We start from the raw sequence: 13,569 nt of genomic DNA, 5'->3' as shown, positions 1-13,569 counted from the left end.
TATGCCTGTACGTTCAGCGCGCCGCGCCCAACGCGGTTTCACCCTCATCGAAATCATGGTGGTAGTCATAATCCTGGGCGTTCTGGGTGCGCTGGTGCTGCCCAACGTAATGAGTCGCCCCGACCATGCCAAGCTGACCGCAGCCCGCACCGATATTCAGTCGATTTCCACCGCGCTGGAAATCTACCGTCTGGATAACGGTCGCTATCCGACCACCTCGCAAGGCCTGGACGCCTTGGTGAAGCGCCCGACCGTGGCGCCGCTACCGCGTCAATGGAGTGCCCAGGGCTATCTCAAGAACACACCCACCGACCCTTGGGGCTCGAATTACCAATACGCAAGCCCGGGTACTCGTTCGACCCATGGGTATGACCTTTACTCCCTGGGGGGCGATGGTCAGCCGGGCGGCGAGGAGATGGATGCCGATATTGGTAATTGGTCTGAATGAAACCGGGGCGATCTCGAGGCTTTACCCTGCTGGAACTGCTCCTGGTCATGCTGGTGCTGGGCATGGCAATGGGCATGGCGGGGCTCATGTTCGGGCGTGACCCGCTGCGTATGGCCAGCCAGGAGGCCAACCTGTTCCTCCAGTTGGTGCAGCACGCGCGGCAACAGGCCGTGCTGGATGGGGCCACGCTGGGTATCCGAATCGATGTTCAGGGTTACCAACTGGTCAAGGCCAACGGGGACCGCTGGGAGGCCGCTGGCAAGCGTCGCGCTACAGACCTGGACTTGCGCCTGGAAATCGACGGGCTGGCGATACCTCCCCCCGCGACTGGCAGGGCACCGCAGCTGGTGATGTACGGCAATGACGAGCACACGCCGTTTTTCCTGCATTTCGAGGCAGAGCGTGTGCGCCTGGTCTCTGTGTCGAGTGATGGCCTCAATGACCCCAAGTTCCTGCGCTGAGCGTGGCTTTACCTTGTTGGAAGTGTTGGTGGCGCTGGCAATCTTCGCGGTACTGGCCGTGGCAGTTACCACGGCCAGCCAGCATGTGCTGGCGCAATCCCAGGGGCTTGAGCAACGCTTGCTTGCCAGCTGGGTGGCGGACAATCACCTGACGGAGCTTCGCCTGCAACCAGCTTCGGCTCCCGGCCAGCGCACCCTGGATGTCAGTTTGGGCCAGCATCGCTGGACCTTGGCCGAAACTCGCCGCCGCCTGGGCGAGACCGCTCTGCTTGAAGTGCATGTGCGGGTGAGCCTGGCTGCCGACCGCCAGGTGCTGCATCAGGCCACGGGCTGGCAGGGGATGGCCGATGCGTCACGCTAGGTCAGTCAATGGGACCCGTCAGCGGGGCTTCACCTTGATCGAGCTGCTGTTGGCGATTGCCATCTTCGCCTTGTTGGCGAGCGGCAGCGCGCGCGTGCTCGATGTGTTCATGCGTGCCGAAAGTGCGCGTCAGTTTCAGGCCGATGAACTGCGTGCGCTGAGCAGGGCCATGAGCGTTATCCAGCGCGATGCCTTGCTGGGATATCTGCCCGCAAGCCTGGGCGAGGGCGGTTACGGCATCCTGTTGAACGGTACCCGGACCCATTGGCTGGCCAGGGAACAAGACGACCAGACGTTCCAGCGCAGTGAGTTGAGGGTTGTCGAGTACTGGTTCGAAGAGGGTGTGCTGTGGCGTCAACGGCGCACGCTGGAGCAAGCCACGCCACGCCCGCAGCGATTGCTCGAAGGGGTACGCGAGGTGCATTGGCGAGTGTATGTGCCCGGTGGCGGCTGGCAGGAGCGCTGGCCAATGGCCCAGCGCCGACCGGTGCCACCGCAAGCGCTGGAAGTGACACTCTCGACCAGGCGGTTCGAGCAGATCCGGCGGGTATTGCCGCTGGGGGGGGCCAGCCAATGAAGCCGCAACGGCAAAAGGGGCTCGCATTGGTCACCGTGTTGCTGGTCATGGCGCTGCTCACGATGCTCGTGGCCGGCATGCTGCATAGCCATCGATTGCTGCTTGGTGGTGTTTCCCACCACATCGAAGCGTCGCGCCTGCTGCGCCTGGCCAATGCCGGCGAGCAGCATGCTTTGGCGAGCCTGCGCCAGGAGGTGGGCGAGGTATTGCAGGTCACCCATGGTCGGCAATCCTGGGCCCACCCTCGTGCGCTCACCCTTGGCGAAGGACAGATACGCCTTCAGCTTGAGGACCTTTCGGGGCGCTTGAACCTCGGCGCGCTGATGGCCGGAAAGGCACCTGACCCATTGCTGCTCGAGCGCTGGGAGCGCTTGTGCCATTCGTTGCAGCTGGAGCCGCCGGCATTGGAGGCGCTTGCAGGCCAACCAATGCTCGACCCAACCCAGTTGCGCGCATTGCCGGGTGTCACTGCTGAGGTGATGGCGCGTTTGCAGCCTTGGCTGGTGGTTTTGCCCAAGGAGGCGCGGCTCAACATCAATACGGCTCCGGCGCGCCAGCTGGCGACGTTGGCCGAGCTGCCGCCGACGGTGGCAGCAGAACTGATACGGCAGCAGCCCGAGGCGGGCTACCCCACCGTGGAGCGCTTTCTGGCCCAGCCCCAACTCGAGGGCCAGGGTCTGGACAGGCGTGGCCTGGCTGTGACCAGCCGCTGGTTTCGCCTGGAAGTACAGGCGCAATTGGCAGGCAAGCGCAGATACCTGTACAGCGACCTGGAGATTGATTTGAACACGCATCAGGTTCGTGTGATGCGGCGTGTATTTTCTGCGATGCGGGAGCGAAGAGCAGATGAGTGAGAACTGGCTGTACCTCTTGCCCGAAGGGGTGGCGGCGGCCGATGCGCAGTGGCCGGTGTGGCTGCGTGCAGCAGACGGCAGCGTGAGCAAGGCGCGCCTGGATGAGCTGGCACCCACTCTGAGTGGTCCTGTGATCGTGGTGGTACCCATGGAAATGCTGGGCTGCTGTGAGATCGGCCCTGTGCCGGGCAATCGGCCCAGGTCCGAAACATTGGCCTATGCCGCCGAAGACCAGTTGGCGACGCCGCTGGAAACAGTGCACCTGGTGTTTGGTTTACCGGATGCGCAAGGGCATCGCCATGCCCTGGTGATAGAGCACCAGGCGATGGCCAACCTGATTACCTTGTTGCAGGCCCAGGGTATCGACCCGCTGAGGATCCACGCCGATACCAACCTGTTGGGTACCGGGCAACCCTGTGCACTGTGGCTTGAGGGGCGCTGGTTGCTGGGCGGTCACAGTGGACCCTGGTTGGTCGCCCGTCCTCAGGTGGCCGAAGTCCTGGCGCAGCAGTTGCCGCCGATGGCATGGCAGGCCGAGGCTGCTCATGCAGGGCAGGCGCTGTGCAACCAGTCTGTCGACAGTGCCTTGCACGTTCTTGTACAGGGGCGAGCCACGGCTCTGGACCTGCGCCAGGGACCCTACCGGCGACGTGGCTCGGCGTTGCCCTGGCCCTCCCTTGCGGGAGGGGTGCTGCTGGCTCTGGCAATGGTATGTGCAGCGGATTACCTGCGTGTGGAATGGTTGTCGCAACGCACGGCCCAGCTGCATGCCGAGAACGTTCAGGCATTCCTGCGGTGGGCGCCCGGGCAGCCCGTCAGCAGTGATCTGGCAACGCAGATCAGGGCGCTGGAGTTCCGCCCCCGGGCAAGGACTACGGTCGAGGCGCTGGCATCGTTTACCGAGCAGTTGGTGGAGACCGGCAATATCAGGGTCGAACAGGCCACGTCCAGTCCTCTCGAAGGGTGGCGCATGGAAGTGATCGCTCAAGGGTTCGACGACCTCGAGCGGCTGCGCCAGCGTGTCCCCGGAGTGTTGATGGACCAGGCCCGCCAGGCCGATCAAGGTGTTCGGGCGACCCTGACCTGGAGGGAGACACGATGATGCGGTGGTTCAAGCAGGCCTGGGCGCATCAATGGCGATTGATACCCGGCGCTCGGCGGGGAGTGATCATGGTCGTACTCTGGAGCCTGGCCCTGGTCGTGCTCTGGCAACTTGCCTGGGCCCCCGGCAAACAGCGCTTGCAGCAAGCCGAGCGTGCCCATGCGCAGGAGCTGGGGCTGGTTGGGTATCTGAAGAGCGTGTCGACAGGGCCGAGCAACGCCCAGCAAGCAGTGAGTGTGCTGACGCCCGCCGTGCTGAACGCGCGCGCGCTGGCAGCCGGATTGCGAATCAGCGGCTTGCAGACCCGCGCCCGCCAGGTGGACGTCAGCCTTGAAGGAGAACCCGCAAAACTGCTGGATTGGCTGCATGCGCTGGAGCGTGACGGTGCGCAGCTGCGCAGTTTGCAGTTGCAAGTGGCCGGTGAGCAATTGCAGGCGCAGCTGGGGCTGGAGCTGGACGAGGACCGAGCCGATTAAGATTCGCTTCAGCCAGCTTCGGTAGGCTGTTCCCATCGAAAACGAAACAGGACCTGCCACCATGAAAACCCGTTACCTCGCCCTGATCCTTGCCCCGCTGTTCAGCACCGCTGCCCTGGCTGCCGGTTACACCGGACCGGGCGCCCAGTCGGTGACCACGGTCGCTGCTGCCAATGACGCCGCCGATGACACACCGGTGGTGCTGCAAGGCTTTGTGACCAAGAAGATCAATAACGACGACAAGTACGAGTTCAAGGACAACACGGGCACCATTACCGTCGAAATCGACGATGAAGACTTGCCGCCTACGCCGTTCAACGACAAGACCAAGGTCAAGCTGACCGGAGAGGTGGAGAAACACCTGATGAGTCGCGAAGTGGATGTGGATATCGTCGAGATCATCAACTGATCAAGGGCCTGTTCGCGGGCACGCCCGCTCCCACAGAGTATTGCGCCGAACCCTGTGGGAGCGGGCGTGCCCGCGAATGCTTCACACCGATTTGGGCGCTAACTTGCTCAGGTGCAGCGCCACCAGCAGTGCCACCGCCAGCAGGCTGCCGATGAACAGCCCGATCCCGTTCCAGCCCCACTGATGCCAGAACACCCCGCCCGCCGTACCGGCCACACTGGAGCCTGCGTAATAGCAGAACAGGTACAGCGATGAAGCCTGCCCCTTGGCCTTGAGCGCCCGGCGACCGATCCAGCTGCTGGCCACCGAGTGCGCACCGAAGAAACCGAAGGTGAACACCAGCATGCCAACGATCACCAGCGCCAGCGGGCTGGCCAGGGTCATCAGCAAGCCACCGGCCATGACCACGATACTGGCCCAGAACACCTTGCGCCGGCCCAGCTTGTCAGCCAGAGCGCCCACCTGCGCCGAGCTGTAGATCCCCGACAGGTACACCACCGACAGCAGGCCGACCAGCGCCTGGTTCATGTGATAGGGCTCGGCCAGCAGGCGATAGCCGATGTAGTTGAACAGCGTGACGAAGGCGCCCATCAGCAGGAAGGCTTCGAGGAACAGCCAGGGCAGCCCGGCATCCTTGAAGTGCATGACGAAACCCTCCAGCAAGCTGCGCGGATTCATCGACTGTGGGCGGAAATTGCGCGATTCAGGCAATACCTTCCAGAACACCAGCGCCGCCACCAGGGCCAGGCCACCGATGGTCAGCATTGCCGTGTGCCAGCTGACGAAGTCGATCAGCACCCCGGTGATCAGCCGCCCGCTCATGCCGCCGATGGCGTTGCCGCCGATGTACAGGCCCATGGCCAGGCCGATGTGCTGCGGGTGGATTTCTTCGCTCAGGTAAGTCATCGCCACCGCTGCCAGGCCGCTCAGCGACAGGCCCACCAGGGCGCGGGTGGCCAGTACCAGCTCCCAGCTCGGCATCACCGCGCTGGCCAGTGTCGACAGGGCGGCGCAGACCAAGGCAAAGACCATCACCGGCTTGCGGCCAATGCGGTCGGAAATGGGCCCGGTGATCAGCAGGCCGAACGCCAGCATTGCCGTCGACACCGACAGCACCAGGCTGCTCTGTGCCGCGTTGATGGAAAACTCCTTCGACAGCAGCGGCATCATCGGCTGCACGCAGTACAGCAGCGCGAACGTGGCAAAGCCGCCGCTGAACAGTGCCAGCACGGTCTTCATGAAGGCGGGGGTGCCTTTCTCGATCCACATTTCGTTCAGGGGGGCAGGTTCTGGGCCGACGGAAAGGGGGGCTACAGCAGTTTTCACGGTAGGTACCTCGGGTGCAATGAAAAAAGCATATAGCTGGCTAATGATTAGATCCAATATATTGTTCGACCTATTTAAGACGTTCTGCGACCTGTTAGGAGCCGACCATGGAACTGCGCCACTTGCGTTACTTCATCGCCGTTGCCGAAGAGCTGCACTTCGGCCGCGCAGCCCAGCAACTGGGCATCTCCCAGCCGCCTTTGAGCCAGCAGATCCAGGCGCTGGAGCAGGAGCTCGGCGCCCGGCTGTTCGACCGGACCAATCGTCGGGTCGAGCTGAGTGAGGCCGGCCGGCTGTTTCTGGAAGAAGCACGGCAGGTGCTGGCGCAGGTGGAGAAAGCGGCCGATGTAGCGCGCCGTGCGCAGTTGGGCGAACTGGGCGAAATGAAGATCGGCTTCACCTCGTCGGCGCCGTTCACTTCGAAGATTCCCAAGGCCATCCACGCCTTTCGTCAGCGCTTCCCGGCCGTACACCTGAACCTCAAGGAAATGAGCAGCCGGGATGTCGCTGAAGGGGTGTTCGACGAATCCATCGAGGTCGGGCTGATGCGACCGATGCCACTGCCCGAGGGCCTGGTGGCCACCGAGCTGTTCCACGAGCCGCTGGTGGCGGTGATCAACGCCTCACATCCGTTGGCGCAAGGCACGGAGCATGGCGTGCACATGGCCGCGCTGGCCCATGAACCGTTCGTGTTCTTTCCGCGCAGCTATGGCAGCGGGTTGCATGCGCAGTTGCTGAGCCTGGCCCGCCAGGCCGGGTTCAGCCCGCACTTCGCCCAGGAAGCGGGGGAGGCGATGACCATCATCGGCCTGGTGTCGGCGGGGCTTGGGGTATCGGTGCTGCCGGCGTCGTTCAAGCGCATGCAGATCGAAGGCGTGGTGTACCGCACGCTGCTGGATGAGGGGGCGATGTCGGCGGTGTGGCTGGTGCAGCGCGAACGCGGCGGCTCGGCGATGGCTAAAGCATTCGCCGAGCTGGTAACCGAGCAGGCGATCAGTCGACCCGCGCCAGGTCGCCCTTGAGCGCAACGCCGGCGATGACCGCGCCAGCATGGCACTCGTAGGTCGCAGGGTCCTTGCGCTCGTTCTTCTTGTAGTAGCTGGCGATGTTGGTCACCGCGTTGGCACTTGTCTTCTTCGCAGCGTCCTGCAGGGTCAGCAAGGCCGATTGCAGGGCCCATTCACAGGCTGCCTGGTCACTCTTGTTGAAGGCGTTGGTCTTCTTGTTGGTGACTGCGCCAGGGCTGAGCACCTTGACTTTGCCATGTGGCTGCACGCCCGCCAGGTAGAACTTCACCGAGCCGTCGAGCTTCTTCTCGGCCAGCATTTGCTGAACGACCTTTTCAAACGGCAAGTAAAGCGCGGTGTCGCGGGCCTGGCTGACACCTGGCAGGGCGCACAGCAGCAGGGCGGTTGCGGCGGTAAAAGTCTTGAGGCGCATCGGTCTTCCTTGGTTGAGATTGAGGTTGCCAGTCAGCGCCAGCGGCGGAAGATCAACGAAGTGTTGACCCCGCCGAAGGCGAAGTTGTTGTTCATCACGTATTGATTGCTCATGGCGCGAAACTCGCCGCGCAGGTAATCCAGCTCGCCACAGCGCGGGTCGACCTGGTCGAGGTTGAGCGTGTGCACGTAGCGGTCGCTGTTCATCATCTCGATGCTGAACCACGACTCCAGCGCCCCGCAGGCGCCGAGGGTGTGGCCCAGGAAGCTCTTCTGCGAGCTGATCGGCATACGGGCACCGAACAGGTTGCTGGTGGCCAGGGTCTCGGCGATGTCGCCCTGCTCGGTGGCGGTGCCGTGGCCATTGACGTAGCCGATTGCCTCCGGAACAAGGCCTGCATCTTCCAGGGCCAGCTCCATGGCCCGGCGCATGGTCAGCTGCTCGGGGCGGGTGGTGTGCTGGCCGTCGGCGTTGCTGCCGAAACCAACGATCTCGGCGTGGATCTTCGCGCCCCGGGCCAGGGCGTGCTCAAGTTCCTCGAGCACCAGCATGCCGCCGCCCTCGCCGATCACCAAGCCGTCGCGACCGCTGTCATAGGGGCGCGGGCTCAAATGTGGCGTGTCGTTCTTCAGGCTTGTGGCATACAGGGCGTCGAACACCATCGCCTCGGTCGGGCACAACTCTTCGGCGCCGCCGGCGAGCATCATCGGCAGGCGGCCGAACTTGATCGCCTCGTAGGCATAGCCAATGCCCTGGCTGCCACTGGTGCAGGCGCTGGAGGTGGGGATCAGGCGCCCGGTGAGGCCGAAGAAGATGCTGATGTTGGCGGCGGTGGTGTGCGGCATCATGCGCACGTAGGAGTTGGCGTTGAGGCCATCGGCCACCGAGTTCAGCAGCATGTTGCCGAACGCCTTGATCTCGTCGGTGCTTCCGGTGGACGAGCCGCAGGCTACGCCCATGCGCCCGTCGCGGATGCTCGGGTCGTCGAGCACGCCAGCGTCGGCCAGGGCGCGCTCGGCGGCGGCCACGGCCAGGCGCGAGACCCGCCCCATGCTGCGCAGCTGCTTGCGTGTCCAGTGTGCGGGCACCTTGAAATCATCGATGGGGCCGGCCAGGCGCGTATTCAGCTCCTCGAAACGGTCCCACTCGTCCATGCGGCGGATGCCGCTGCGCTGGCTGGCGAAATGCCCGGCGATGGTCGCCCAGTCATTGCCCAGGGCGGTGATGCCGGCCATGCCGGTGACGACGACGCGGCGCATCAGCACAGCCCTCCGTTCACTGCCAGCACCTGGCGGGTGATGTACGCCGCCTCCGGCGACATCAGGAAGTTCACTGCCCCGGCTACCTCTTCAGGGGTGCCCATGCGCCCGGCCGGGATCATCTTCATCAGGTCCTCCACCGGCACGTGTTCGTCGAGCATGGCCGTGTCGATCAGCCCGGGTGCCACGCAATTGACGGTGATGCGGCGTTTGCCCAGTTCGATGGCCAAGGCCTTGGCGGCACCGATCAGCCCGGCCTTGGAGGCGCTGTAGTTCACCTGGCCACGGTTGCCGATGAGCCCCGAGACCGAGGTGATGCAGACGATGCGCCCCGGCGCGCGGCGGCGGATCATCGGCATGGTCAGCGGCTGCAGGACATTGTAGAAACCGTCCAGGTTGGTGCGCAGCACCTGGTCCCAGTCCTCGTCGGTGAGCGCCGGGAAGGCGCCGTCGCGGGTCAGCCCGGCGTTGCACACCACCCCGTAGTAGGCGCCAAAGTGCTCCACGTCGCTTTCGAGGATGGCCCGGCAGGCGGCGCGGTCGCCGATGTCGAACTGCAGCACCCGTGCCTGCTGGCCCAGCGCCCGGACTTCGTCAGCCACCGCATCGGCCTCGGCGCGGCCGCTGCGGCAGTGCAGCACCAGGTCGAAGCCGGCACGGGCCAGGCGCAGGGCGATGGCGCGGCCGATACCCCGGCTGGAACCGGTGACCAGGATGGTATCAGTCATGGGAGGACTCCTCTGGGCCGGCTTCGGCCAGGTAGCTGGCCGCTTGCGGCGGGCGGTAAACATTCAGACGGGCGCTGGCATGGATGCCGGGGCCGCGCAGGTGGCATTCGAACACGCCCATGCCGTTCTCGTCTTCCAGCGAACGCAGGGCGTGGATGAGCAGCTCGGCGCCGGCCGGAAAGTGCTCGACATCGCACTCGAACTTGCGCGTGCCAAGCAAGAAGCCCAGCTCGACCGCCTGACCCTTTGTCCGCGCGCGGCAGCCGGCATAGGCCGCAACGCTCTGGGCCATCAGCTCGACACCGAGCCAGGCCGGCAGGCTGCCGTCGGCGCGGTTGAACAGGCCGCCGGGGCGCACAGTGGTGCGGGTATGGATCTGCTCGTCGTCACAGCTGTCGATCTGGTCGATCAGGATCATGTCGCCGGCGTGGGGCAGCAGCTCGGCCAGTGGCCAGGGGATCATGGGGTGTCTCCGAGAATCAGGCTGACATTGTTGCCGCCGAAAGCGAACGAGTTGCTCATCAATCGGCGTGGGCGCTGCGCGGGCAGGCGCTGGCTACCGTCGACCAGGGCCAGGGCCGGCAGCGCCGGGTCCTGCTGGTGGTCCCATACATGCGGCGGCAGCAGCCCTTGCGGGTTGTGCCCGCTCAGGCTCAGCCAGCAGAACGCCGCTTCCAGCGCACCGGCAGCGCCGAGCGTGTGGCCGGTCATCGGCTTGCTCGACGAGCAGGGCAGTGTGGCGCCGAACAGTGTATGCACGGCGAGGCTTTCCATGGCGTCGTTGTGCGCCGTCGCGGTGCCGTGCAGGTTCAGGTAATCGATCTGCGCTGGCGCGAGGCCGGCATTGTCCAGTGCTTTGCCCATGCACTGCAAGGCGCCGGCACCGGTCGGGTCGGGCGCGGAGATGTGGTGAGCGTCGGAGCTGGCGCCGGCCCCCAGCAGTGCGATGCTGGCGCCTTCGGCGTCAGCATCGCGGGCCATCAGGAACAAGGCCGCGGCCTCGCCGATGTTGATGCCGTTGCGGTTGACCGAGAATGGGTTGCAGCGCTGATCGCTGACCGCTTCCAGGGCGCTGAAGCCATTGAGGGTCAGGCCGCACAGGCTGTCGACGCCGCCGCACAGCACTGCGTCGCACAAACCCAGGTCGAGCAGGCGCCGGGCACTGAGCAGGGCGCGGGCACTGGACGTGCAGGCGGTGGAGATCACGTAGGCCGGGCCGCTCAGTTGCAGCCAGTCGGCGAGGAAGCTGGCCGGCGCGCTCAGCTCCTGCTCTGCGTAGCGGTATTCGGCCGGGAACTGCCCGCTCTGCAGGTACCGGGTGATGCCTGCGCTGGCCTCGGCAATGCCGGAGGTGCTGGTGCCGAGGATTACCGCGATACGGTGCGCGCCATGTTTGGCAATGGCCTGGCGGATCTCTGGTTCGATCTGCAGGGCCGCGGCGTACAGCAATTGGTTGTTGCGGCTGTGCTGCTCGGCCAGCGGCACGTCGGGCAGAGCACCGCTGACGGCGCCGACCGGCGGTTGGCGTTCGGGGATCCAGCCCGGCGCCGGCTGCATGCCCGAACAGTCGCCGGCGAACAGGCGTGCAGCCACTTCGGCCTGGCTTTGGCCAAGTGAGCAGACCAGGCCCAGGGCATTGAGGTAGGCGGTCATGGGGAATTCTCGTGGGGCAGAGGGTCGACGATGTAACGCAGGCCCTGGTCGAGGTTCAAGTCGAAGGCGTCGGTGGCGCGATAGGTGACCTGCCAGCGCTGACCCAGCCAACGCCGCTCGTTTTGCTGGCGCGCCTGTGGATAAAGTTTCGACAGTTGCTCGGTCGGCGTCAGCGCGAACAGCACGGCGGCGAAAAGCTCGCGCGCCGCCGGGTTCGGTGGCAGCAGCCCGTCGGCCTGCCACTGCTGGCCATCGAGCAGCTGGCGGGCCTGGGGAATACCCAGCAGGTCGAGCAGCGACCAGCGCAGGTGGCCGTGCTCGCCTTGGATCACCAACAGCCAGTCCTGGCGCTGGCCGGCCTGTTCACGTTCGACATGCAGTTGCTGTGGCAGTTGCAGTGTCGGCAGTTGCGCAGGTAGCGGCGGGCGCGTGGCACAGGCGCCGAGCAGCAGGGCCAGGGTGATCGCCAGCAGGTGTTTCATGGTTGCTCCAGGGGTTTGCGCGCCACCACGTTGACCAGTGTCTCTTCGCGCTGGCCGATCGCAGGTGCCTTGCGCAGGCCCAGGCGTTCGAACAGGCCGAAGTCTTTGGCACGGCTCCACCACAGGTACGGGTACGAAACGTTGCGCGGGCCGAACTCGAAGCCTTGCTCGCGCAGCATCTGCAAGTATCCCTCGGCGCTCTTCTGCACGTGCATGGGGTGACGGAAGAACCAGCGGATCACCCAGGTGTCGATGTAGGCCTCGGTGGACTCGGCGAACAACAGGTAACCCCCGGGCTTGAGCACCCGGTAGAACTCGGCCAGGGCCTTTTCCTGCTCCACCAGGTGGTGGAAGGTCTGGTGGCAGAACAGGATGTCGATGCTGGCGTCCAGGTACTGCAAGTGGGCGCAGTCGCTGCCGCGCAGCTCCACGTCGAGGCCAAGGCGGCGGGCCTCGGCGGCGCTCAGTTCGAGGCTGTGCGGGTCGGCATCGGTGCCCAGCAGCCTGGCGGGGGCGAACACCTGCTGCAGGTGCTTGAACGACTTGCCTTGGCCGCAGCCGGCATCAAGCAGTACCGGCGCTTGCGGCAGCTCGCCGTCGAACAGCTGGTGCAGGTCGTTGATCGCCACGCGCAGCACATGGTGCTGCCAGACATGGCTGGCGAGGAAGCGGAAGCCGATGCGGGTTTCTTCGACGTAGGTGTCGCTGAGAAACGGGCGCGGGTTCATGTCGGCTCCCTCGCGCACAACTCGGCCAGGGTGCGCAGGCGCCGCTTGGGTTCGGCAACGAACGGGTTGCGCGTGTCCCAGGCATAACCGGCGAGGATCGAACTGATCATGGCGCGGATTTCCGGCGAGCTGCCGGGGTGGTAGATGACATCCTGGAAGCTGCCGTCGTACCAGCCTTCCACGTACACCCGGAAGGTGTCGACGCCACGCTTGAGCGGTTCGGCGAACTCGCCCTGCCAGTCCACCGCCTCACCTTGCAGCTGGCGGTGCAGCAGGCCGGCGGCCATGCTCGCTGAGCGCATGGCGATGGTCACGCCCGAGGAAAACACCGGGTCGAGGAATTCGGCGGCGTTGCCGAGCAGGGCGTAGCCCTTGCCATGCAGCGCCTTGACGTTGGCCGAGTAGCCGCCGATGGTGCGCGCCGGGGTGTCCCACACAGCGTTGGCCAGGACCTTGGCCAGGCTCGGGGTCTGCCCCACGAAATGCTTGAGGCAGGCATCCAGGTCCTTGGGCGCAACAGCGAAGCGCTCGGCGGCTGCGACCACACCCAGCGAGGTGCGGCCATCGCTGAAGGGAATGGTCCAGAACCAGATGTCGCGGTGCTCGGGGTGAGTGGTAATGAGGATCTTGTCGCGATCGAAACCGGGGTGGTCGATGCGATCCTCGATGTGGGTGAACACCGCCTGGCGCACCGGGAAGTTCGACGGTGCCTCGAGGTCGAGCAGGCGCGGCAGCACGCGGCCGTAGCCACTGGCGTCGAGCACGAAGTGCGCCTGGACATCGTATTCGCTGCCATCCGGGCGGCGCACGCGCACGCGAGGTTGGTCACCGCCCATGTCGGCGCTGACGATCTCGTGCTCGTAGCGGATCTCGACACCCTGGGCCTCGGCCTGGTCTGCCAGCAGCTTGTCGAAACGCCCGCGCTGCACCTGGAAGGTGCTCGGCTTGCCTTGGGTGAAGGTCTCGCCGAAATCGAAATGGGTGTACGCCTCGCCCCAGGCGAACGCGGCGCCGTTCTTGTACTGGAAACCGGCCGCCTGCAAGGCGTCGAGCATGCCCGCCTCCTCGACGAAGTCCAGGCAATGGCACAGCAGGCTTTCGCCAATGGAGAAGCGCGGGAAGCGCTGGCGCTCGATCACCAGCACGTCACGGCCTTGGCGCTTGAGCAACGCAGCGGCGATGGCGCCGGACGGGCCGGCTCCGATGACCAGGACCTGGCGTTGTTGCAGTTCAATGTTCGGCATGCGGGCTCCTTGCCATGGAAA

Annotated in this window: 18 protein-coding genes; 9 read left to right on the top strand and 9 right to left on the bottom strand. The window is 65.1% G+C overall.

Annotated features, from left to right (window positions below; all coding sequences use genetic code 11):
* The first annotated feature begins 1 nt into the window (after position 1).
* From gspG to ACIPW4_RS09455, 8 genes are all read left to right on the top strand, one after another.
* Entirely contained in the window at positions 2-448 is a 447-nt protein-coding gene (gene gspG, locus ACIPW4_RS09490; protein WP_400656999.1) for a type II secretion system major pseudopilin GspG, read from the top strand.
* Positions 445-909: a type II secretion system minor pseudopilin GspH gene (gene gspH, locus ACIPW4_RS09485; RefSeq protein WP_400656997.1), complete on the top strand. Its 465-nt coding sequence runs from the start codon at positions 445-447 to the stop codon at positions 907-909. The genes gspG and gspH overlap by 4 nt, the downstream gene beginning before the upstream one ends.
* Positions 887-1,270 carry a type II secretion system minor pseudopilin GspI gene (gspI, locus tag ACIPW4_RS09480; protein WP_400656995.1) on the top strand — a complete coding sequence of 128 codons (384 nt, stop codon included), beginning with the start codon at positions 887-889 and terminating at the stop codon, positions 1,268-1,270. The genes gspH and gspI overlap by 23 nt, the downstream gene beginning before the upstream one ends.
* Positions 1,257-1,847 carry a type II secretion system protein GspJ gene (locus ACIPW4_RS09475; protein ID WP_400656992.1) on the top strand — a complete coding sequence of 197 codons (591 nt, stop codon included), beginning with the start codon at positions 1,257-1,259 and terminating at the stop codon, positions 1,845-1,847. The genes gspI and ACIPW4_RS09475 overlap by 14 nt, the downstream gene beginning before the upstream one ends.
* The gene (locus ACIPW4_RS09470) at positions 1,844-2,701 is read left to right on the top strand and encodes a general secretion pathway protein GspK (protein ID WP_400656990.1); all 858 of its coding nucleotides are present in this window, start codon (positions 1,844-1,846) and stop codon (positions 2,699-2,701) included. The genes ACIPW4_RS09475 and ACIPW4_RS09470 overlap by 4 nt, the downstream gene beginning before the upstream one ends.
* Positions 2,694-3,803 (top strand): type II secretion system protein GspL, encoded by a 1,110-nt coding sequence (gene gspL, locus ACIPW4_RS09465; RefSeq protein ID WP_400656988.1) that lies wholly within the window; start codon positions 2,694-2,696, stop codon positions 3,801-3,803. The genes ACIPW4_RS09470 and gspL overlap by 8 nt, the downstream gene beginning before the upstream one ends.
* On the top strand, positions 3,800-4,279 hold the full coding sequence (gspM, locus tag ACIPW4_RS09460) for a type II secretion system protein GspM (protein WP_400656986.1): 480 nt from the start codon (positions 3,800-3,802) through the stop codon (positions 4,277-4,279). The genes gspL and gspM overlap by 4 nt, the downstream gene beginning before the upstream one ends.
* Positions 4,280-4,340: 61 nt before the next feature.
* Positions 4,341-4,688, top strand: coding sequence for a YgiW/YdeI family stress tolerance OB fold protein (locus tag ACIPW4_RS09455; RefSeq protein ID WP_012274626.1), 348 nt, complete (start codon positions 4,341-4,343; stop codon positions 4,686-4,688).
* Between the two features lie 81 nt (positions 4,689-4,769).
* Here ACIPW4_RS09455 and ACIPW4_RS09450 read toward each other — a convergent pair whose 3' ends face one another.
* Entirely contained in the window at positions 4,770-5,957 is a 1,188-nt protein-coding gene (locus ACIPW4_RS09450) for an MFS transporter (protein WP_400657251.1), read from the bottom strand.
* Positions 5,958-6,121: 164 nt separating this feature from the next.
* Between ACIPW4_RS09450 and ACIPW4_RS09445 the strand changes: the two genes are divergently transcribed.
* On the top strand, positions 6,122-7,036 hold the full coding sequence (locus ACIPW4_RS09445) for a LysR substrate-binding domain-containing protein (RefSeq protein WP_400656985.1): 915 nt from the start codon (positions 6,122-6,124) through the stop codon (positions 7,034-7,036).
* Here the strand turns inward: ACIPW4_RS09445 and ACIPW4_RS09440 are convergent.
* Genes ACIPW4_RS09440 through ACIPW4_RS09405 form a run of 8 tightly spaced genes read right to left on the bottom strand, consistent with a single transcriptional unit; the run spans position 7,008 to position 13,548 of the window.
* Positions 7,008-7,454 carry an excinuclease gene (locus ACIPW4_RS09440; RefSeq protein WP_400656982.1) on the bottom strand — a complete coding sequence of 149 codons (447 nt, stop codon included), beginning with the start codon at positions 7,452-7,454 and terminating at the stop codon, positions 7,008-7,010. The two genes, ACIPW4_RS09445 and ACIPW4_RS09440, sit on opposite strands and share 29 nt — an antisense overlap.
* Before the next feature lie 32 nt (positions 7,455-7,486).
* Positions 7,487-8,713 carry a beta-ketoacyl-ACP synthase gene (locus ACIPW4_RS09435; protein WP_400656980.1) on the bottom strand — a complete coding sequence of 409 codons (1,227 nt, stop codon included), beginning with the start codon at positions 8,711-8,713 and terminating at the stop codon, positions 7,487-7,489.
* Entirely contained in the window at positions 8,713-9,441 is a 729-nt protein-coding gene (gene fabG, locus ACIPW4_RS09430) for a 3-oxoacyl-ACP reductase FabG (RefSeq protein ID WP_400656977.1), read from the bottom strand. The genes ACIPW4_RS09435 and fabG overlap by 1 nt, the downstream gene beginning before the upstream one ends.
* Complete coding sequence (locus ACIPW4_RS09425) at positions 9,434-9,904, bottom strand: hotdog family protein (protein ID WP_400656976.1); 471 nt, start codon at positions 9,902-9,904, stop codon at positions 9,434-9,436. Before ACIPW4_RS09425 ends, fabG begins: the two co-directional genes overlap by 8 nt.
* On the bottom strand, positions 9,901-11,094 hold the full coding sequence (locus tag ACIPW4_RS09420; RefSeq protein ID WP_400656973.1) for a beta-ketoacyl-[acyl-carrier-protein] synthase family protein: 1,194 nt from the start codon (positions 11,092-11,094) through the stop codon (positions 9,901-9,903). The genes ACIPW4_RS09425 and ACIPW4_RS09420 overlap by 4 nt, the downstream gene beginning before the upstream one ends.
* Entirely contained in the window at positions 11,091-11,576 is a 486-nt protein-coding gene (locus ACIPW4_RS09415) for a hypothetical protein (protein ID WP_400656972.1), read from the bottom strand. Before ACIPW4_RS09415 ends, ACIPW4_RS09420 begins: the two co-directional genes overlap by 4 nt.
* The gene (locus ACIPW4_RS09410) at positions 11,573-12,304 is read right to left on the bottom strand and encodes a class I SAM-dependent methyltransferase (RefSeq protein ID WP_400656970.1); all 732 of its coding nucleotides are present in this window, start codon (positions 12,302-12,304) and stop codon (positions 11,573-11,575) included. The genes ACIPW4_RS09415 and ACIPW4_RS09410 overlap by 4 nt, the downstream gene beginning before the upstream one ends.
* On the bottom strand, positions 12,301-13,548 hold the full coding sequence (locus ACIPW4_RS09405; RefSeq protein WP_400656967.1) for an NAD(P)/FAD-dependent oxidoreductase: 1,248 nt from the start codon (positions 13,546-13,548) through the stop codon (positions 12,301-12,303). Before ACIPW4_RS09405 ends, ACIPW4_RS09410 begins: the two co-directional genes overlap by 4 nt.
* Positions 13,549-13,569 lie beyond the last annotated feature (21 nt).

It is taken from the genome of Pseudomonas sp. NPDC089996 (genome assembly GCF_044748405.1).
Taxonomy (GTDB): domain Bacteria; phylum Pseudomonadota; class Gammaproteobacteria; order Pseudomonadales; family Pseudomonadaceae; genus Aquipseudomonas.
The sequence above is the reverse complement of the archived record's forward strand: the minus strand, read 5'-3'. Positions and strand labels throughout refer to the sequence as shown.

Coding starts and splice junctions, on each gene's coding strand:
- ACIPW4_RS09435 (WP_400656980.1), bottom strand. CDS start 8,713: ATGCGCCGCGTCGTCGTCACCGGCATGGCCGGCATCACCGCCCTGGGC.
- ACIPW4_RS09425 (WP_400656976.1), bottom strand. CDS start 9,904: ATGATCCCCTGGCCACTGGCCGAGCTGCTGCCCCACGCCGGCGACATG.
- ACIPW4_RS09420 (WP_400656973.1), bottom strand. CDS start 11,094: ATGACCGCCTACCTCAATGCCCTGGGCCTGGTCTGCTCACTTGGCCAA.
- gspI (WP_400656995.1), top strand. CDS start 887: ATGACCCCAAGTTCCTGCGCTGAGCGTGGCTTTACCTTGTTGGAAGTG.
- ACIPW4_RS09445 (WP_400656985.1), top strand. CDS start 6,122: ATGGAACTGCGCCACTTGCGTTACTTCATCGCCGTTGCCGAAGAGCTG.
- ACIPW4_RS09455 (WP_012274626.1), top strand. CDS start 4,341: ATGAAAACCCGTTACCTCGCCCTGATCCTTGCCCCGCTGTTCAGCACC.
- gspM (WP_400656986.1), top strand. CDS start 3,800: ATGATGCGGTGGTTCAAGCAGGCCTGGGCGCATCAATGGCGATTGATA.
- ACIPW4_RS09470 (WP_400656990.1), top strand. CDS start 1,844: ATGAAGCCGCAACGGCAAAAGGGGCTCGCATTGGTCACCGTGTTGCTG.
- fabG (WP_400656977.1), bottom strand. CDS start 9,441: ATGACTGATACCATCCTGGTCACCGGTTCCAGCCGGGGTATCGGCCGC.
- ACIPW4_RS09415 (WP_400656972.1), bottom strand. CDS start 11,576: ATGAAACACCTGCTGGCGATCACCCTGGCCCTGCTGCTCGGCGCCTGT.
- gspL (WP_400656988.1), top strand. CDS start 2,694: ATGAGTGAGAACTGGCTGTACCTCTTGCCCGAAGGGGTGGCGGCGGCC.
- ACIPW4_RS09410 (WP_400656970.1), bottom strand. CDS start 12,304: ATGAACCCGCGCCCGTTTCTCAGCGACACCTACGTCGAAGAAACCCGC.
- gspH (WP_400656997.1), top strand. CDS start 445: ATGAAACCGGGGCGATCTCGAGGCTTTACCCTGCTGGAACTGCTCCTG.
- ACIPW4_RS09405 (WP_400656967.1), bottom strand. CDS start 13,548: ATGCCGAACATTGAACTGCAACAACGCCAGGTCCTGGTCATCGGAGCC.
- ACIPW4_RS09440 (WP_400656982.1), bottom strand. CDS start 7,454: ATGCGCCTCAAGACTTTTACCGCCGCAACCGCCCTGCTGCTGTGCGCC.
- ACIPW4_RS09450 (WP_400657251.1), bottom strand. CDS start 5,957: ATGTGGATCGAGAAAGGCACCCCCGCCTTCATGAAGACCGTGCTGGCA.
- gspG (WP_400656999.1), top strand. CDS start 2: ATGCCTGTACGTTCAGCGCGCCGCGCCCAACGCGGTTTCACCCTCATC.
- ACIPW4_RS09475 (WP_400656992.1), top strand. CDS start 1,257: ATGCGTCACGCTAGGTCAGTCAATGGGACCCGTCAGCGGGGCTTCACC.